19 protein-coding genes are annotated in these 18,238 nt (G+C 39.5%); all 19 read right to left on the reverse strand.

Features of this window, described 5'->3' with window-relative positions; genetic code table 11:
* Nucleotide 1: 1 nt before the first annotated feature.
* The 19 genes from dxr to flhA all read right to left on the reverse strand — a co-directional run bounded on the left by dxr (nt 2) and on the right by flhA (nt 18,216).
* Nucleotides 2-1,159, reverse strand: a complete 1,158-nt coding sequence (gene dxr, locus EV282_RS09820) for a 1-deoxy-D-xylulose-5-phosphate reductoisomerase (protein WP_130295659.1) — start codon at nt 1,157-1,159, stop codon at nt 2-4.
* Nucleotides 1,160-1,175: 16 nt separating this feature from the next.
* Entirely contained in the window at nt 1,176-1,964 is a 789-nt protein-coding gene (locus EV282_RS09825; RefSeq protein ID WP_130295660.1) for a phosphatidate cytidylyltransferase, read from the reverse strand.
* Between the two features lie 13 nt (nt 1,965-1,977).
* A complete protein-coding gene (locus EV282_RS09830; protein WP_130295661.1) occupies nt 1,978-2,733 on the reverse strand; it encodes an isoprenyl transferase in 756 nt (251 codons plus the stop codon).
* A 200-nt stretch (nt 2,734-2,933) separates the two neighbouring features.
* Nucleotides 2,934-3,491 carry a ribosome recycling factor gene (gene frr, locus EV282_RS09835; protein ID WP_077361240.1) on the reverse strand — a complete coding sequence of 186 codons (558 nt, stop codon included), beginning with the start codon at nt 3,489-3,491 and terminating at the stop codon, nt 2,934-2,936.
* Complete coding sequence (gene pyrH, locus EV282_RS09840) at nt 3,492-4,217, reverse strand: UMP kinase (RefSeq protein ID WP_066240860.1); 726 nt, start codon at nt 4,215-4,217, stop codon at nt 3,492-3,494.
* A 332-nt stretch (nt 4,218-4,549) separates the two neighbouring features.
* Nucleotides 4,550-5,428 carry a translation elongation factor Ts gene (gene tsf / locus EV282_RS09845; protein ID WP_130295662.1) on the reverse strand — a complete coding sequence of 293 codons (879 nt, stop codon included), beginning with the start codon at nt 5,426-5,428 and terminating at the stop codon, nt 4,550-4,552.
* 306 nt (nt 5,429-5,734) lie between these two features.
* Complete coding sequence (rpsB, locus tag EV282_RS09850; protein WP_066294767.1) at nt 5,735-6,460, reverse strand: 30S ribosomal protein S2; 726 nt, start codon at nt 6,458-6,460, stop codon at nt 5,735-5,737.
* 159 nt (nt 6,461-6,619) lie between these two features.
* Nucleotides 6,620-7,066 carry a DUF6115 domain-containing protein gene (locus EV282_RS09855; protein ID WP_130295663.1) on the reverse strand — a complete coding sequence of 149 codons (447 nt, stop codon included), beginning with the start codon at nt 7,064-7,066 and terminating at the stop codon, nt 6,620-6,622.
* 9 nt (nt 7,067-7,075) lie between these two features.
* The gene (locus EV282_RS09860; protein ID WP_130295664.1) at nt 7,076-7,348 is read right to left on the reverse strand and encodes a hypothetical protein; all 273 of its coding nucleotides are present in this window, start codon (nt 7,346-7,348) and stop codon (nt 7,076-7,078) included.
* A 16-nt stretch (nt 7,349-7,364) separates the two neighbouring features.
* Nucleotides 7,365-8,732: a DUF342 domain-containing protein gene (locus EV282_RS09865; protein WP_130295665.1), complete on the reverse strand. Its 1,368-nt coding sequence runs from the start codon at nt 8,730-8,732 to the stop codon at nt 7,365-7,367.
* 12 nt (nt 8,733-8,744) lie between these two features.
* Nucleotides 8,745-9,509 carry a FliA/WhiG family RNA polymerase sigma factor gene (locus EV282_RS09870; protein WP_130295666.1) on the reverse strand — a complete coding sequence of 255 codons (765 nt, stop codon included), beginning with the start codon at nt 9,507-9,509 and terminating at the stop codon, nt 8,745-8,747.
* Between the two features lie 36 nt (nt 9,510-9,545).
* On the reverse strand, nt 9,546-10,034 hold the full coding sequence (locus tag EV282_RS09875) for a chemotaxis protein CheD (protein WP_130295667.1): 489 nt from the start codon (nt 10,032-10,034) through the stop codon (nt 9,546-9,548).
* Complete coding sequence (locus tag EV282_RS09880; RefSeq protein ID WP_130295668.1) at nt 10,027-10,659, reverse strand: chemotaxis protein CheC; 633 nt, start codon at nt 10,657-10,659, stop codon at nt 10,027-10,029. The genes EV282_RS09875 and EV282_RS09880 overlap by 8 nt, the downstream gene beginning before the upstream one ends.
* A gap of 1 nt (nt 10,660) precedes the next feature.
* Nucleotides 10,661-11,125 carry a chemotaxis protein CheW gene (locus EV282_RS09885; protein ID WP_130295669.1) on the reverse strand — a complete coding sequence of 155 codons (465 nt, stop codon included), beginning with the start codon at nt 11,123-11,125 and terminating at the stop codon, nt 10,661-10,663.
* An 18-nt stretch (nt 11,126-11,143) separates the two neighbouring features.
* On the reverse strand, nt 11,144-13,138 hold the full coding sequence (locus EV282_RS09890; protein WP_130295670.1) for a chemotaxis protein CheA: 1,995 nt from the start codon (nt 13,136-13,138) through the stop codon (nt 11,144-11,146).
* An 18-nt stretch (nt 13,139-13,156) separates the two neighbouring features.
* Nucleotides 13,157-14,206 (reverse strand): protein-glutamate methylesterase/protein-glutamine glutaminase, encoded by a 1,050-nt coding sequence (locus EV282_RS09895; protein WP_130295671.1) that lies wholly within the window; start codon nt 14,204-14,206, stop codon nt 13,157-13,159.
* Between the two features lie 8 nt (nt 14,207-14,214).
* Entirely contained in the window at nt 14,215-15,072 is an 858-nt protein-coding gene (locus tag EV282_RS09900; protein ID WP_130295672.1) for a MinD/ParA family protein, read from the reverse strand.
* Nucleotides 15,065-16,183, reverse strand: a complete 1,119-nt coding sequence (gene flhF / locus EV282_RS09905; protein ID WP_130295673.1) for a flagellar biosynthesis protein FlhF — start codon at nt 16,181-16,183, stop codon at nt 15,065-15,067. Before flhF ends, EV282_RS09900 begins: the two co-directional genes overlap by 8 nt.
* On the reverse strand, nt 16,183-18,216 hold the full coding sequence (gene flhA, locus EV282_RS09910) for a flagellar biosynthesis protein FlhA (RefSeq protein WP_130295674.1): 2,034 nt from the start codon (nt 18,214-18,216) through the stop codon (nt 16,183-16,185). Before flhA ends, flhF begins: the two co-directional genes overlap by 1 nt.
* Nucleotides 18,217-18,238 lie beyond the last annotated feature (22 nt).

The following is an 18,238-nucleotide window of genomic DNA, read 5'->3' on the forward strand; positions in this document are numbered from 1 at the left end:
ATTACCTGCCTTTGTTTAGTAGTGACTCTACAAAATTCCGAGTCCTTTTATCCGTTTCTTGTATAGAATCCAATTCAGGCTTGTTTATATTTTCAGCCTGCAGCATAGCACGTTCTATCATTTCCTCGATTTCAAGGAAAGATATTTTCCCATCTAAAAATAATTCCACTGCTTTTTCATTTGCAGCATTTAATACAGTTGGCATTAAGCCGCCTATCTTTCCTGCTTCAAATGCTAACTTCAAACATCTGAAACGGTCATAATCCATCTTCTGAAAATGGAGTTTGCCGGCTTCCCATAAGTTTAACCTTTTCCCATTTACTAATTCAAGTCTTTCAGGGTGTGTTAGAGCATACTGTATGGGCACGCGCATATCAGGTTGTCCTAGATGTGCAATTACGCTTGTATCAACAAACTCTACCATAGAGTGTATGATACTCTCCTTATGTAAAATGACGTCTATTTTTGAATAATCGAATGAAAATAGCCAATGAGCTTCAATAACTTCTAGCCCTTTGTTCATCATTGTCGCTGAATCTATTGTAATTTTAGCTCCCATCGACCAGTTTGGATGATTTAAAGCTTCTTTAACGGTAACGTTTTTCAGCTCATCACGTGTTTTATCTCTAAAACTTCCGCCAGATGCCGTTAGAATCAATTTCTCCACATGATTTATATCTTCGCCGTTCAGACATTGGTATATAGCAGAGTGCTCTGAATCTACAGGCAAAATGGCAACGTTATGCTTTTTAGCTTTTTCCATCACAAGGTGGCCAGCGGTAACGAGAGTCTCTTTATTAGCCAATGCAATCGTCTTATTGGCTTCTATAGCTTTTAATGTGGGCAATAAGCCGACACTTCCTATAACAGAGTTAACGACTACAGTTGATTCAGTAGAAACCGCCGCTTCTATAAGTCCTTCCATCCCAGAAACAATCTTCGTAGAACTGTCTACCCGTTCCTTAAGTCTCTGTGCATCAGATTCGTTCTGTACGGCACAGATCTCAGGTTTGAACTTTCGAATGATCTCTTCAGCTGCCTCAATATTTTTCCCGACTGACATCGAACTTAATCGAAATTGTTCTGGATGGGATGCAATGACTTCGAGAGTCTGTTTACCGATTGACCCTGTTGCACCTAATAAACTTACAAACTTCATATGATCCCCCTTAATGTTATCCTAACAAGTGGAGTACGTGCAGCAAAGGGAATACAAACAATGCACTGTCCAGTCTGTCCAAGATTCCCCCATGGCCAGGCAGAAGGCTGCCTGAATCTTTCACATCATAAATCCTTTTAAACGCAGATTCAGCCAAGTCTCCAATCTGACCAAAGACTCCGACTAACACAGAAATGATTAGTATTGATAAAAGGGATAGTTCAACAAAACTTACAGCATAACAGATTACTGCTACTAAAATACTGAAGAATATGCCGCCTACCGCTCCTTCTATCGTCTTATTTGGTGAAATGATAGGCCACAGTTTTCGTTTCCCAATAGATTTGCCTACGAAATAAGCGCCAGAATCAGTTGCCCAAATCATAAATAGAACTAAGAACAACAATTGGACACCATTCTCTAATATTCTAGTTTCAACTAAATAGAAAAAACCAAAACCTACATAAAGGGCACTAAACAAAACGAATGAAATATGATTATATTCCGTTTTGTTTTTATGGATGACCGTTACAACTAATAATAAAAGCACTGCAAGTATAATTGCATCTGTTTTAGAAAATGGCTCAATCGCTTTCAACCATTGTTCGGGTAAAGCAATTACGATCGCCAATAAGTAGCCGATCAGCCCAATAAATGTCCGTTCCATTCTATTCATCCGCAGCAGCTCGTACATGCCGATTCCTGCAAGTAAAAGGATTAATAATGAGAATGGCCAGCTGCCGTAAAGGGTAATCCCTATAAATAAAACGGCTGCGATTACACCTGTAATAATTCGTTGTTTCATAAGTCCTCCTTAATCAAACCCCGCCAAATCTTCTGCCTCGCTGGGCAAACTGTGATACAGCTTCTCGTAAATGATCCTCTGAAAAATCAGGCCAATAAACTTCAGTAAACCAGAATTCTGAATAAGCCAGCTGCCAAAGCATAAAATTGCTTAATCGCACTTCACCACTCGTACGGATTAGTAGGTCTGGATCACTCAGCCCATACGTCATTAGATGATTTTCAATAGTAGTTTCATTTATTTGAGAGGGATCGAGTGTTCCATTTTTAATTTCCGTCCCAATTGCTTTGACGGCAGCGGTGATTTCATCTCTGCTCCCATAATTCAACGCAAAGTTCAGAATCAACCCTGTATTACTTTCGGTTTGGCTGATCGCTTGATCGACTGCCTTAACAGTATGTATGGGCAGCAATTCCTTTTTACCCATTATTCTCACTTGTACATTCTCTTTAATCAAATCTGGCAAAAACGTGTTCAGAAATTCACCAGGAAGCTTCATAAGGAAATCAACTTCCTCACGAGGTCTTTTCCAGTTTTCAGTTGAAAAAGCATATAGAGTAAGAACTTTAATTCCGATTCTATTCGCTTCTTTTACAATCTTCCTGACGGTTTTCATGCCTTCATGATGGCCAGCGATTCGCGGCAAAGCTCTTTTTCTAGCCCAGCGGCCATTTCCATCCATAATTATTGCAACATGTGATGGAATATTATCGTCAAGATCCCATTTCTTTTCATGACTTTTTTTTCTAAAGAAAAGCTTGTCAAGCATGTATAAGCCTCCATCTTTTCAGACTACTTAAAGAAACCATCGGCTATTAGATGAATATAATCAGCCCGGTCAGGATCTCTATAATGCTGAAATCAACAATTCGACAGGATTTCCTTTTTCCTGCCTGCGCGTTGATATAGTCTAATAAAAAAGCCCCCTTTATAGAGGGCTTTTTTTATTTAATTGTACATGGAAAAGCTTTATACTTCCATGATTTCTTTTTCTTTATTTGAACTTACAGAGTCAACCTCAGCTGTATACTTATCAGTAAGCTTTTGAACATCATCGTTGTAGCGGCGAAGTTCATCTTCTGTGATCTCTGCTTCTTTTTCAAGTTTCTTTAAGTCATCGTTTGCATCACGGCGAATGTTGCGAAGTGCAACTTTTGCTTCTTCTGCAAATTTCTTAACTAATTTAACTAGTTCTTTTCTTCTTTCTTCCGTAAGGGCCGGAATAGCAATACGGATCACTTGACCGTCATTTGATGGAGTAAGACCAAGATCAGACTTTAAGATCGCCTTTTCGATATCACCCATGGCCGTTTTATCATAAGGCTGGATCACTAATAGTCTTGCTTCCGGAGTCGTTACACCTGCTAATTGATTAATTGGAGTCGGTGTACCATAATAATCAACTTGAACTCTGTCTAATAATGAAGGATTTGCTCTTCCTGCACGAAGAGTAGAGTATTCACGTCTTAATGCTCCGATTGCTTTTTGCATCTTTTCTTCAGCTTGAGTTAAAACTTCTTTAGCCATCTAGTTTTTCCCCCTTATAACTGTTCCAATTTTTTCGCCCGCGACAGCACGCTTAATGTTTCCTTCTTCCATGATCGAGAAGACAACTAAAGGAATATCATTATCCATACATAAAGACGAAGCTGTTGTATCCATTACAGCTAAACCGTCTTTTAACAGATCTAGATATGATAACGTTGTATATTTTACCGCGTTTTCATCCAGTTTTGGATCAGCTGAATAAACACCATCAACATTATTCTTAGCCATCAAAATAACTTCTGCTTCGATCTCAGCCGCTCTAAGTGCTGCAGTAGTATCTGTAGAGAAATAAGGATTCCCTGTTCCTGCTGCAAAAATAACTACACGCTTTTTTTCAAGGTGACGAATGGCTTTTCTTCTGATATAAGGTTCTGCAACCTGTCGCATTTCAATTGATGTCTGTACTCTTGTTTGAACCCCGATATTTTCAAGACTGTCTTGAAGAGCCAATGAATTCATCACAGTAGCAAGCATGCCCATGTAATCTGCAGATGCACGGTCCATACCCATCTCGCTGCCTGTTTTTCCGCGCCATAGGTTTCCACCACCTACAACTACAGCAACTTCTACATCTAATTCTACAATTTCTTTCACTTGCTCAGCTATGGATTGAACAATCTTTGGATCGATTCCAGATGTTTGTTCACCAGCTAGCGCTTCTCCGCTAAGTTTCAAGACGACTCGTTTATATTTTGAAGTAGTCATTTGTCCCTCCATCACCTAAAAAAATGTATTTAATTAAGGCTGTAATTTTCGTACTCTTCGCTGCTTTTGAAAGTGGTTGATTTCCGTTTCAGGTACTCGCTTTCCGCGGGGCATGCGGTGAGCCACTTGCCGCTTCGCGCCTTTAAGTGTCTCACCTGACTGCTCGTCCCGCAGGAGTCTCGTACCTTACACTTCAATCAACCAATCTATGAAGTCGATTAAAAATGATTAATAGCAACCATCTTTTTAGTAAGATGAAACCTTAATTATCCAAGGTTATTTCTGTAAAAAAAGAGGAACACAACGTGCTCCCCTTTTTTAAATCATTGTGCTTACTTTTTCACTTGAGACATTACTTCTTCAGCGAAGTTGTCTTCACGCTTTTCAAGACCTTCTCCAACTTCAAAACGAACGAAGGCTTTAACAGTAGCACCTTTGGAAGCTACATATTTACCTACTTTTTGGTCTGGATCTTTAATGAAAGATTGATCGTTTAAGCAGATATCTTCGAAGTACTTTCCAAGACGTCCTTCAACCATTTTAGCAACGATGTTTTCAGGCTTGCCTTCGTTAAGAGCTTGCTCAGTCAACACTTTGCGCTCGCGAGAAACTTCTTCTTCACTAACTTCATCACGAGAGATATACTTAGGGTTTACAGCTGCTACGTGCATTGCTACATCTTTAGCAACTTCTTCGTCAGTTGTTCCTTCAACTACAGAAAGAACACCGATTCTTCCACCCATGTGCAAGTATGCACCAAACGCTGCGTTTTCACCTTTTTTCAAGATTTCAAAACGGCGAAGCGTGATCTTCTCACCAATCTTAGCGATTGCACTGTTAATATAGTCATTAACTGTAGTGCCGTTGTAATCAGAAGCTAATGCATCTTCAACAGAAGCTGGTTCTGTAGCTAGTAAGTGGTTTCCTAATTCAGAGATAAGACTCTTGAAGTTTTCGTTTTTAGCAACGAAATCTGTTTCAGAGTTTACTTCTAGAATAATCGCTTTGTCACCATCAACGATAACAGAAGTTAAACCTTCTGCTGCAATACGGTCAGCTTTTTTAGCTGCTTTAGCGATTCCTTTTTCACGAAGGTAGTCAACTGCTGCCTCCATGTTTCCGTCTGTTTCAGTTAGTGCTTTTTTACAATCCATCATACCTGCGCCAGTCTTCTCACGCAATTCTTTAACCATTTGAGCTGTAATAGCCATGTGTTTTGCCTCCTTGTGTGATATGTAGTACTTTTTTAATTAGGCTGTTTTAACAAGTTGCTTTTAAAGTAGTTGATTCCCGTTTTAGGATGCTCGCTTTCCGCGGGGCGTGCGGAGAGCCTCCTTGGTGCTTTGCACCATTAGGAGTCTCTCCTGTCCCGCTGATCCCGCAGGAGTCTCGCACCTTGCACTCCAATCAACTTGTCAAAGAAGAGAATATAAAGTCCGTAAGCAACGAGCTTTTACATTAAAAAGGGTGATAAAGGGTCATCCCCTCTACCACCCTTGAGCATTCCATTAAATTAATTAAGCAGTTGTTTCTTCTTCAGCAGCTTCTGCTGTTTCTTCTCCGCCTTGGTTAGCTTCGATGATAGCATCAGCCATTTTTCCAGTTAGAAGTTTAACTGCACGGATAGCATCGTCGTTACCAGGGATAACGTGGTCAACTTCATCCGGGTCACAGTTAGTATCAACAATAGCAATGATCGGAATGTTTAATTTACGAGCTTCAGCAATCGCAATACGCTCTTTACGAGGGTCAACAACGAATAATGCATCAGGAAGCTTGTTCATTTCTTTAATTCCGCCTAGGAACTTTTCAAGACGTTCCATTTCTTTTTTAAGAAGGATTACTTCTTTCTTCGGAAGCACATCAAAAGTACCGTCTTCCTGCATTTTTTCAAGATCCTTCAAACGGTTGATACGCTTGCGGATTGTACCGAAGTTTGTTAATGTTCCACCCAACCAGCGTTGGTTGATGTAGTACATGTCAGAACGTTCAGCTTCTTCCTTCACTGAATCTTGAGCTTGTTTTTTAGTACCAACGAAAAGAATCTTTCCGCCGTCTGCTGCGATGTTACGCATAACATTGTAGCATTCTTCTACTTTCTTTACCGTCTTTTGAAGATCGATAATGTAGATACCGTTTCTTTCTGTGAAAATGTAACGAGACATTTTCGGATTCCAACGGCGAGTCTGATGACCAAAGTGTACACCAGCTTCTAACAATTGTTTCATTGAAATTACTGCCATAATGGCACCTCCTAGGTTTTTTTCCTCCGTTTGTTTCACCTTTGAACAATAACTGCATTTTTAGCAGCACCACATTGTTCAAATCCGCAAACGTGTGTGATTAACACCGAGAAATAATATAACATATTTCGCGTAATTTCCGCAAGTCATTTTGGCATGTTAAGAATAAAATTTTAAAAGTAGCTCAACTTCGCCTTTTCCTCTGTTCATCATTTTAGCTATTTGCTCTGCATTATAACCTTGCTTGGCTAAAATAATCACCTTATTTGTAACAGGTGTTGATTTTGATTCAATATGTACTTCATCATCTTCTTCGTTATTTTCTTCATTAATAGTATTATTGTTTATGGATTCAATTCCTTTTTTAATTGGCTTTTCATGAATTTCCTGTCTATCATGCTTATTTTTGCTGTTGAGGTCAGAGATCAGTTTGTAAAGCTGCTCATTCTCGTATCGCATCTCCTGTGAAAAAAGCTCCAGCAGCTCTTCGATATGATCTGTTGATTCAGCATTTTTATGATTCTCATCGATCTTTTTCCAAAGTAAATATATAAAATATATACAGACAACATTTAAAAGTAAGCTAATAATTATAATACCTGTCACAGCTTTCACCTATCCTGAATAATCAATTTCCTGTCCTTTAAACGGATGCATAGCAGACCGCTGGGTGGATTTACTTGTATTGTTTTCTCCCGTATGCAGCGTACTATTGTCTGTCCGTTCTTTTGCAGAGACCTTTTTGGATTCAGTAATTTGTTTTTTTCTATCTTGGTCTATAAGGTGTGCTTGTTGAATCATGCCTTTTTGTGCTAGTTCAGCCGCTGTTTTTCCAGCATCCATTGTTCGTGGAATCGCTACTTGAAGCTCTATTAATTTCAAGCTCATATTCTACACCCATTCTTTATAAGGAATATATTTTTATTTCTTTCTCTTCCATATAAACTTTTGCTGACTGGAAAGGAGACTGAACGATTCGTTTATATTTCCCCATACTGATTTCTACATTTGGATGCAACGTTCCTTTAATGATGACATGAGACGAGTGACTTTGCTCATTTGAAGCAAAGTTATTTTTCTCCATATATAGTTCTGATAATTTAGCAGCAGTCTGATTGATCGTATTGTCTATTTTGCTGACCGTTCCCTGATCTAATCTATTGCTATTACCCGCCTGTCTGACCAAAGCATCTTTTAGCTGCTGCAGTTTTTCTAGATTCAACTGCAATTCTTTAATTTTTTCATCACCAGCAAATGATTGATTAGGTTGCTTTTCATTTTGTTTCATATATATCAACGTTTTTGAATACGTCTCATTTCCTATTTCATTAGCAGTTATCATGTTTTCAGCAGTACATGTGCCGCCTGCTATATTTCCTTTTCCGCTTATGCAAACGATGTTTTTGCCTGCCTCACAGTTACTGTGCAGAATAGATTGGGCCACTTCGATATTTTCACCAGCCATTATATTACCTTGGTTAATATACAGACTAGTAAAATTCCCTCTGCACCTTATAGACCCTTTACCTTGACCAAGAACTCCTCCACCTACTACAATATTGCCGGCAGCTACGATCTCTGCAGCTTCGACTAATCCTTCTATCCTCACATCACCTTGTGCATTAATTTTAAAACCAGAAGGGACATCCCCTGTAACATGGACATTCCCAACAAAATCAATGTGACCTGTTTTTAACGACAGATCTCCGTCTACTCTATAAACAGGATAAACATTTACACAGTTTGATCGATAACTTACTTCTCCACTGGCTGCTGCATAAATACCTAAATTCTCTTCATTAAATACGGTGTTCTCTCCATTTTTAACTCTTAAGTCTTTCCCTCTTTTGGCTGGGATCGGTTCACCAAAGACGGTAATACCAGGTGTTCCTTCAGTAGCTTCACGTTTTCGCGCTATAAGCTGTCCGAATGATACAGTCGGGATAATGAAAAGACGCTTGAAATCAACCTTCTCATTTTCGGAATTATTTTTGATTATATCCGCATCTGCAGCAGGTATTAATTTTGCAGGTTCACCATGAACAGGCAGTCTCCCTTTAGCTATTTCGATCTGAGAGTGATTGGTATCATTATTTACCGCAACTTTACGAATTACATCACTTTGTAAGCCATACTTAATTCCTTTAGAATGAATCCAGGTGGTTAGACGATCAAAGGTTACTTCTTCAGGATTAATTTCAACGTCGCTCTTTTTGACTAGAATAGCTATCGTTTCTTTTTCTAATAGTTTTATATTGAACCACTGATCCATTCATCTAACCCCTTACATGTATCGTTGAAGAACCTGCCTGATTCTAAAAAGTGCTTTAGAATGAATTTGAGAAATTCTTGATGTAGATAAACCGAGTACTTGTCCAATCTCGGTCAGCGTTAATTCCTCAAAATAAAACAAACTTACAACAAGCTGTTCTTTTTCAGATAGTTCTTTAATAACGAGAGCAAGTTCGCCGTGAAGTTCTTCCTGAAGCAAACTGTTTTCAGGCGTTATTGCTTTTTTATCTTCAATTGTATAGCTTACCTTCTCACGGCTTTCAGTTTCTTTATTCTCTTCATCTATCGATAACACATTAGCCATAAAGCTTTCGGACATTACAGTAGTTACATCATTTTCTGAAAGACCGAGTTCCTCAGCAACCTCTTTCGCACTTACAGAACGCAGGTTCTCTTGTTCAAGCTTTTCTATGGCAGCTTCTACTTTTTTTGTTTTTTCGCGAAGACTGCGGGGCAGCCAATCTTCTCTTCGAAGACCATCTAAGATTGCTCCTCGGATTCGAAAAGAAGCATAAGTATCGAATTTCAAATCGCGCTCTGGCTCAAATTTCTTTAAAGCATCATACAAGCCGAGCATCCCGAGGGACCGGAGTTCATCTTTATTTACGCTTTTTGGCAGTCCAACCGATATTCTTTGAACATGATAGTTAACAAGAGGCAAATATGCACGAAGCAATTCGTCACCTGCTTCTCGATCACGGCTAGTATTCCACTTTTCCCAGCAAGTTTGTTCTTCTACTAAAGATGGCTCCGTCATGGTAATCCTCCTCGTTTTATTACCGATTGTCTCGGTTCAAATAATTTTTGTGCCTTTGTTTACTGTTTTAATGGTCAATTGCGAATTTAGCGGATCGAATTCAATTGTTCTCCCGCTGTTTCCCCCGACATCACTCGAAATAAGCGGGATACCAAATTGGTTCAGATGAAGTTTTACACTTTCAACGTTTCTTGGACCGATCCTCATCATTTCGCTTCCGGAAGAAAATTGAAACATCTGGGCTCCTCCCGCTATTTTCGCTTTAATGCTTTTTGCAGAAGCGCCTTTTTTTATAAGCATGTCATATAGAGCGTTTACAGCGGTATCCGCGAATTTTCCTAAATTAGTTGTATTTGATTTGATCAGAGCAGATTCAGGCAGCATCACATGTGCCATTCCGGCTATTTTTTTGCCTTCATCGTATAAAATAACTCCTACGCAAGAACCAAGACCTGTTGTTCTTATCGTGTCGGGAGGGGATACGAGGTTGATATCCGCTATCCCAACTTTTATAATTTCACTCATCCATCGGAACTCCCAGTGCATTAAAAATTTTTGCGAATGACTCAGGATCTGGCAATAAGAAAAAGTGTCCTTTTACTTCATCCAATTTTTTTATATCTGTAAAAGCGGTATCAATTACAATTGCAAAATCACTTACGGCAGATATTTCTAAAAGTCCAAAACTAAGGATTGCCCCTGCCATGTCTATGCTCGTTGCTGGAACAGATGGCTGAAGATTAAGCCCAGTAAAATCAGAGAATGATGTTAGGTATGACCCTGACAGGATATTCCCTACTTCCTGAAGAGCGGATATTGTCATTTCTGAGTGTACGCCTTCAGTAAGCTGGACTGCCTCTCCTCCCAACAAGTCTCCTAAGAGTTTTTCTGCTTGTTCAATTGGAAGCATGAAGAACATGCAACCTGGTGCATCTCCAACAATCCTTAAAAAAACAGATGCTACAATATTTTCGGAACCGCCAACCATTTCCGTAATTTCGTCAAAAGAAATTACATTTACAGATGGCACTTTCATATCAACAGCTTTATTCAGCATCGTAGACAAGGCTGTTGCTGCATGACCGGCTCCAATATTGCCGATCTCCCGCAGGATATCTAGATGAATATGATTGATCTTTGTAAAATCCATATTACTTTCCGCTTTCTAATGGTTGAAGCACAGCAAGCTTTTCGGGATTTAATACTTTAGTAAGGTTCAATAAGATAAGAAGACGTTTCTCTATCTTTGCGACTCCTTTTATATATTCAGCATCTACCCCTCCTACAACTTCGGGAGGAGGTTCTATTGAATCTGCCTCAAGATCAATAACATCGTTTGCTGAGTCTACGATAAGTCCAGCTTCAATAGTACCTACTGATACGATGATGATACGTGTGCTGTCTGTATAATCGGTCTCCTCTATGTCGAAGCGTGAACGCAGATCAATGATAGGGGTCACTACACCTCGTAAATTGATGACACCTTTTACAAAAGGAACTGTCCTTGGAATCCTTGTAATATGCTGCATTCTTTCAATGGACTTTACTTCTTGAACAGGTACAGCATACTCTTCATCTTTTAATTGAAATATGATTACTTTTTGCTCGTTTAACATATTTGGACACCCACCTATTTATTTGATTAGTGCATTGCAATCTAGAATTAATGCTACTTGTCCATCACCCAATATCGTTGCACCAGAGATAGCGAAAACAGATGACAGGTATTGCCCCAGTGATTTAAGAACGATCTCTTGCTGCCCAATGAACGAATCAACAACTAGAGCTGCCATTTTATCTCCTTTTCTCACAACGACTACAGGAACATATTCACTTGCTTCCATAGCAGAAGGCACTTCGAATATTTCTTTCATAAATACTAAAGGAACAACTCTTCCTCGGAAATCCATTACCTTTTGGTTATGTGCAGATAATATCTCTTCCTTTTTAATAATTGCAGTCTCAATAATAGAAGAAAGTGGAATCGCATATTTTTCTTTTTGAACTTCAACAAGCATGACCGACATGATCGATAGTGTTAGTGGAAGCTGAATAGAAAAAATTGTTCCAAACCCTGCTGTTGAATCTACAGAGATCGAACCGCCTAATGACTCAATCTTGTTCTTTACAACATCCAATCCTACTCCCCGACCTGAGATGTCAGAAATCACTTCTGCTGTAGAGAAACCTGAAGCGAACAATAATTCAAAACACTGTTTATCGCTCAAATTTTCAGACATCTCTTTTGTGATGATACCGTTTTCTAACGCCTTTTCTAATACTTTTTGGCGGTTTATACCTGCTCCATCATCTTCAATCTCAATGAAGACGTGGTTACCGCTGTGATAAGCTCTTAAATAGATCGTTCCTGTCTCATTTTTTCCTGACGCATTTCGAACCGATGGCTTCTCAATGCCATGGTCTATAGAATTTCTCAGTAAATGTACGAGAGGATCACCGATCTCATCAATCACAGTACGGTCCAATTCGGTTTCTGCGCCAACAATCTCAAGGTTCACATTTTTACCTAAGTCTTTTGCAAGTCCGCGAACCATGCGTGGAAAACGATTAAATACTTGTTCAACTGGCACCATGCGCATTGTAAGAATAATATTTTGCAAGTCACCTGAAACACGGGACATCCGTTCTACCGTTTCATTAAGCTCTGTACTTTTCAGCATTTTAGAAATTTCTTCAAGGCGTCCGCGGTCGATCACTAACTCTTCGAAGAGGTTCATTAGTTGATCAAGTCTTTCAATATTAACCCTTATTGTCTTTCCGGATGCTGAACCGGCATTACTGCTTGCTGAAGTGTCTTCTTTTTTTGTTTCTGCTGTTATTATTTTTTCTGATGTAAGTTCGCTTTCAGTATGTACGGAGTCGTTAAGCATTTCTGTATTAATCTCTGAAACAACCACTTCGTCAACCTCAGAAACTTTCAAAATCCGCTGCTTTAATTCTTCACCATTTTCTTTCGTAAGGATCGAGAGTTTGAAATCTGATTCAAACTGTTCTGCTTCAAGCATGTCTACAGAGGGAACAGCTTTTATGATCTCACCGATTTGCTCAACCACTTCAAATACCATATAGACTCTGGCTGCCTTTAAAATACAGTCTTTACGAAGACTTATAGAAAGTTCGTATGCGTGAAACCCTTGTTCTTTTGACTGCAAGATGATCTGTTTTTCATATTGATCAAAAGACTGAGACCGTTCAGCAGGTTTACCTTCTTGTTGAGGTATAGACACTTCACCTTTTTCAAGTGCTTCCAGTTCGCGCACAGTTTTCGAAACATCTCGCTTTCCGCTGCCGCCTTCTGAAATCTCGACGACCATCGCTTCCAAATGATCAAGTGATGTGAAAAGTACATCTAGTACTTGAGTAGTCACTGTGATCTTTTTATTGCGGATAGCATCAAGTACATTTTCCATGCAATGTGTTAAGCTTGCCAGGTCTTCATACCCCATCGTTGCTGACATTCCTTTAAGTGTATGTGCAGATCGGAAAATTTCATTTACGATCGATAATTCTTCAGGTGATTTTTCAAGCAGAAGCACCTGCTGATTAATAGCTTGAAGATGTTCTTTGCTTTCCTCTATAAATATGTCGAGATATTGAGTCATTTCCATTGTTAAAACCCTCCCATTTTACAAATTGTTCTGAATAGCACTTGCAATTGAACCGAGATGTACGACTTCATCTACTTTTTTAGTCAGGACAGCTGCTTTTGGCATTCCGTAGACAATGCACGATTCTTCCGCTTCAGCTATAACCGTTGTCTGACCTGAATTCTTTAACTCTACGATACCAAGCGTGCCGTCAGATCCCATGCCTGTCATAATGACGGCCACTTTATGATAGTTTTTTAGTTTTGCAGCGCTTTCAAACAGAACATTAACAGCTGGTCTGTGACCACCTACCGGGGGTTCCTGATCGATGGTGAGAAATGCTTGTCCCAGCTTTTCCTGCAGACGTACATGGTACCCTCCAGGTGCGATATAAACGGTTCCCTTTTTTATAGGTTCATTTTGTTCCGCCTCTTTCACCTTCACTTCAGAAAGTGTATCAAGCCTGTTGGCTAACGACTGTGTAAAGCCTGGCGGCATATGCTGAACTACAATGATTGGTGCATCAATATCTGCCGGAAGACTCGAGATCACTTCCTGCAGTGCACGTGGTCCGCCCGTAGAAGTTCCTATTAATACAAGTTTTGAAAGACTATTTTTCTCTTTCTTTTCTATGCGCTGTGTCGTTATTTTAATATCTGGAATGCGAGCTTGTATTACTGGTTTCAATTTTGCTTTAGACGATGTAATAACCTTCTCAATTAATGCATTCTTTACCTTGTGTAAATCCAGTGAGATTGCGCCAGAAGGTTTTGCGATAAAATCTATTGCTCCTGCTTCCATTGCAAGAATCGTATTTTCAGCTCCTGCTTTCGTTGTGCTTGAAAGCATGATGATCGGTACAGGATGCTGTTTCATGATTATTTTCACTGCTTCTATTCCATTTAAGACAGGCATTTCTACATCCATTGTTACAATATCAGGCTCTAGTTTTTTGATTTTATCAATGGCTTCTTGTCCATTTCTCGCTGTATCCAAAACGTTTATCCTCGGGTCTTCGGATAAAAATTCTTTGATCAGCTTTCTCATAAACGCAGAATCGTCTACTACGAGAACCGAAATTCGTTTCACTTTAGCATCTACCTCTCACTAAATAATGACTTTAACCTGCTGATGAATGATTTATAGGATGCTTTTTGCTGCTGTGCTGCTCCTGTATAGGTTCTTGCTAGATCAGCAACTGCACGTGATGCTTCAGAAGCCGGTTTATTTAAGGTGAATGGAACTTGTTTTTTTACCGATTCAAGTACGGTTTGGTCTAATGGAATCATTCCTAAATGAATGAGTTCTTTATTTAAGAATTGCTTGCATACATTCGTTAATTTATATGAAGTTTCTCGCCCTTCTCGCTCATTTTCACAGCGGTTAACCGCCAGATAGAATGGCAGAGAACTATCCTTCGCATGAATGAACTTCATCATCGAGTAGGCATCTGTAATAGATGTGATTTCAGGCGTTGCGACCACTAAAATTTCATGGCTGGACAGAATAAACTTCAAAGCCGATTCAGTAGCTCCGGCTCCCATATCAAGAAAGATAAAATCGTAGAAAGTTTCAAGTTCTTCAAGCTGTTTAAGAAAATGATCCAGCATTTCATCTGTTATATGAGCAAGAGAACCAAAGTTTCTGCCGCCTGCAATCGTATGCAAACCTTCTTTGCCTTCTTCTATGATCTCCCAAACTGACAAATGGTTTTGAAGCAGATCCATAATATGCTTAGGAGCTCTTCTTCCTAAGATTAAATCCACATTGCCCATTCCGACATCGAGATCCATAACGAGTACTCTTTTTCCCATTTTCATAAGAGAGAGAGCTAGGTTCACCGTGATATTCGTTTTGCCTACTCCACCTTTTCCGCTTACAACAGATATAACTCTTGCGCTTTGTGCGGACGATAACATTAATTGCTTTCTAAGACTCTCAGCTTGATCAATCATGTTTCAGCTTTTCCTTTAATAGCATCTGGACCAGTTCTTCCGCATCTGCTTCAAACATATCATCAGGTACATTTTGACCGTTTGTTATATAGCCGATAGGAACACCGTGATTGATGGAAAGGTTTAATACCGCACCAAATGTTGTCGTTTCATCTTTCTTTGTAAATATCACTTTGTGGACTGGAAGACTCTTAAACTGACTATATATCGTTTCCATGTCCTTATATTTTGAAGTAAGCGACAATACGAGATAATTTTTCATATCTTTATCAAAATGAACAATTCGCTGAAGCTCTTCAATATAAAATCGGTTTAAAAAATTCCTTCCAGCTGAATCAACAAGTACTAGATCATAATCATTAAATTTTTCTTTCGCTCTTTTGAAGTCATCAGCCGTATAAGCTACTTCACAAGGAATGTTTAAGATTTCAGCATAAGTTTTCAGCTGCTCGATCGCTGCAATTCTATATGTATCAGTTGTAATAAAAGCAACTTTTTTACCGTCCTTCAGAACTGCTTTCGCGCCAATTTTTGCGATTGTGGTTGTTTTTCCCACCCCAGTAGGCCCGATCAAATTCAAGAATTTTGTTTCATAATGAAACCCGCCAAAATCACTCTTTTTCATACGCGCACTGAGCCAGTCTGTCATCCATTTATTCCAGTCATATTCTTGTGCTTCGTTTGGCTCAAACGAACGATATTTGTTGGTTAATTGGATAATAAGATCTTCTGAAATACCTGGTTCAAGTTCTTGAAGCTGTAGAAAGGATCTCCATTCTTCAGCGAATTCAGGTATAGGTTCACTATCTTTATTCTGAATCGTCATGTTGTGTACCATTTGTTTAAGCTGACGAATTTCCTGTGTAAGTTCTTCATCTTTTACCGAACTTTGGACTGGTTCATTGTTTATAACCACAGGCTTTTTGGGATGGTAATCAATGTCTTGATCTAAACCCGCAAAAATCTCGATATTCTTTTTAGTGAAAAATCCAAGAAATCCTCCAGCTTGGACTTCCCTCGTATTTAAAATGACTGCGCCGCTTCCAAGATCTGCTCTTACTAGCTTCATAGCTTCCGGCAAGCTGTTTGCTGTATACTTTTTAACCTTCATTAAATATTCACCACCCCAACACTTTTGACCTCAAGTTCAGGCTCTAACTCGTTATATGACAATACGGCTACATCCGGGAGGTAGCGTTCGATCAGCTGACGGACATACATCCTTACCGCTGGAGAACACAAGATGACGATTGACTGATCAAAGCTTCTTCCGGATTCTAATTCCCTTGTGATGCTGTCAAATATTGATTGTGAATCATGCGGGTCTAATGAGAGATAATTGCCGTGTTCGGTTTGCTGAACTGAATCTGCAATCTTTTTCTCAACTGATCCCCCAAGCGTAATAACATGCAAAGGTTCGTTTTCCGCTACATAGCTTTTAGAGATTTGTCGGGATAATCCTTGTCTGACATATTCCGTTAGAAGATCTGTGTCTTTCGTCATCTTCGCAAAATCCGCTAAAGTTTCAAAAATTATGGCTAGGTTGCGTATTGAGATCCGCTCTTTAAGCAATTTGGACAAAACTTTTTGAATTTCTCCGATCGTCAGTGCATCTGGTGTAACTTCTTCCACGATTGCTGGATACGATTCTTTGAGATGATCTACCAGTTGTTTTGTTTCCTGTCTTCCAATTAGTTCATGTGCATGTTTCTTTATGATTTCTGTTAAGTGAGTAGACACGACAGAAGGCGGATCAACTACTGTATAGCCTGAGAATTCCGCTCTTTCTTTCATTTCCTCACCGATCCAGATAGCAGGTAGACCGAATGCCGGTTCTACAGTATCAATCCCTGTTATTTCTTCATCATCGATACCTGGGCTCATCGCAAGATAATGATCCAAAAGCAGTTCTCCTTTTGCGACTTGGCTGCCTTTAATCTTGATTCTGTATTCATTCGGCTGTAGCTGTATGTTGTCTCTGATCCTGACAACCGGTACGATCATTCCGAGTTCAAGTGCCAGCTGTCTTCTGATCATCACGATCCTGTCTAACAAGTCACCGCCCTGAGATGTATCAGCAAGCGGGATTAAGCTGTACCCGAATTCAAACTCGATCGGGTCGATCTGCAGAAGATTAACGACAGATTCTGGACTTTTAAGTTGTTCGGTCTGAATATCTTCCTCCACGACTTCTTCTTTTTCTTTTTGTTCCCGCTCAGCTTTTAAAAGTAAATATCCTCCGACCGAAAGCAATCCTCCGATAGTAATGGTGAAAAAATCATTGATTGGTGTGAAAAGTCCAAGCATGATGATCGTTCCGCCAGCTACAAAAAGCATGATTGGATATGCCAGGAGCTGTTTGCTGATATCGAAACCAAGATTTCCTTCTGATGCTGCCCGTGTAACGATAATACCTGTAGCAGTAGATATGATAAGAGCAGGTATTTGCGATACTAACCCGTCACCAACCGTCATACGGGTAAACATCTCCGCACTCTCACCAAAGCTTAGACCCATTTGAACCATTCCGATAATAATTCCAAAGAGCATATTAATCAGCACGATGATGATACCAGCGATCGCATCTCCTTTTACAAACTTGCTGGCACCGTCCATAGCTCCATAAAAATCCGCTTCGCGCTCTATCGTTTCGCGTCTTTCTTTCGCTTCCCGATCAGATATCATACCGGCATTTAAGTCAGCATCGATACTCATCTGTTTACCAGGCATCGCATCAAGAGTAAATCTTGCTGCCACTTCGGATACACGTTCAGATCCTTTTGTAATTACGATAAACTGGATGATTATAAGTATGAAAAACACGACTATACCTACAAGAATATTACCTCCGACTACAAACTCCCCGAAGGTATGAACAACATTTCCGGCATCTCCTTTGGATAAGATGCTTCTTGTCGTTGAAACATTCAGCCCTAGCCTGAAAAGTGTCACCAATAAAAGTAATGACGGGAATATAGAGAACTGGAGAGGCTGTGTTGTATTCATGGCAATCAATATAATTAAAAGTGCCAGAGAAATATTTACTATGATAAAGAAGTCCAACATAAAAGTCGGCATTGGTATGACCAGCATGGCGATAATTAAGATAACACCCGCTAATACACTTATGTCTCTAGCTTTCATCTGTATACTCTCCTATTCATTC

Origin of the sequence: Fictibacillus sp. BK138 (assembly GCF_004216955.1) — a bacterium.
Classification (GTDB): Bacteria; Bacillota; Bacilli; order Bacillales; family Fictibacillaceae; genus Fictibacillus.

Bases quoted from the DNA above. Each gene is read 5' to 3' on its own strand.
- EV282_RS09885 (WP_130295669.1), bottom strand. From the start codon at position 11,125: ATGTTAAACGAGCAAAAAGTAATCATATTTCAATTAAAAGATGAAGAG.
- pyrH (WP_066240860.1), bottom strand. From the start codon at position 4,217: ATGACTACTTCAAAATATAAACGAGTCGTCTTGAAACTTAGCGGAGAA.
- EV282_RS09900 (WP_130295672.1), bottom strand. From the start codon at position 15,072: ATGATTGATCAAGCTGAGAGTCTTAGAAAGCAATTAATGTTATCGTCC.
- EV282_RS09890 (WP_130295670.1), bottom strand. From the start codon at position 13,138: ATGGAAATGACTCAATATCTCGACATATTTATAGAGGAAAGCAAAGAA.
- EV282_RS09860 (WP_130295664.1), bottom strand. From the start codon at position 7,348: ATGAGCTTGAAATTAATAGAGCTTCAAGTAGCGATTCCACGAACAATG.
- EV282_RS09875 (WP_130295667.1), bottom strand. From the start codon at position 10,034: ATGAGTGAAATTATAAAAGTTGGGATAGCGGATATCAACCTCGTATCC.
- EV282_RS09825 (WP_130295660.1), bottom strand. From the start codon at position 1,964: ATGAAACAACGAATTATTACAGGTGTAATCGCAGCCGTTTTATTTATA.
- EV282_RS09865 (WP_130295665.1), bottom strand. From the start codon at position 8,732: ATGGATCAGTGGTTCAATATAAAACTATTAGAAAAAGAAACGATAGCT.
- tsf (WP_130295662.1), bottom strand. From the start codon at position 5,428: ATGGCTATTACAGCTCAAATGGTTAAAGAATTGCGTGAGAAGACTGGC.
- EV282_RS09880 (WP_130295668.1), bottom strand. From the start codon at position 10,659: ATGGATTTTACAAAGATCAATCATATTCATCTAGATATCCTGCGGGAG.
- frr (WP_077361240.1), bottom strand. From the start codon at position 3,491: ATGGCTAAAGAAGTTTTAACTCAAGCTGAAGAAAAGATGCAAAAAGCA.
- dxr (WP_130295659.1), bottom strand. From the start codon at position 1,159: ATGAAGTTTGTAAGTTTATTAGGTGCAACAGGGTCAATCGGTAAACAG.
- flhA (WP_130295674.1), bottom strand. From the start codon at position 18,216: ATGAAAGCTAGAGACATAAGTGTATTAGCGGGTGTTATCTTAATTATC.
- rpsB (WP_066294767.1), bottom strand. From the start codon at position 6,460: ATGGCAGTAATTTCAATGAAACAATTGTTAGAAGCTGGTGTACACTTT.
- EV282_RS09830 (WP_130295661.1), bottom strand. From the start codon at position 2,733: ATGCTTGACAAGCTTTTCTTTAGAAAAAAAAGTCATGAAAAGAAATGG.
- EV282_RS09870 (WP_130295666.1), bottom strand. From the start codon at position 9,509: ATGACGGAGCCATCTTTAGTAGAAGAACAAACTTGCTGGGAAAAGTGG.
- flhF (WP_130295673.1), bottom strand. From the start codon at position 16,183: ATGAAGGTTAAAAAGTATACAGCAAACAGCTTGCCGGAAGCTATGAAG.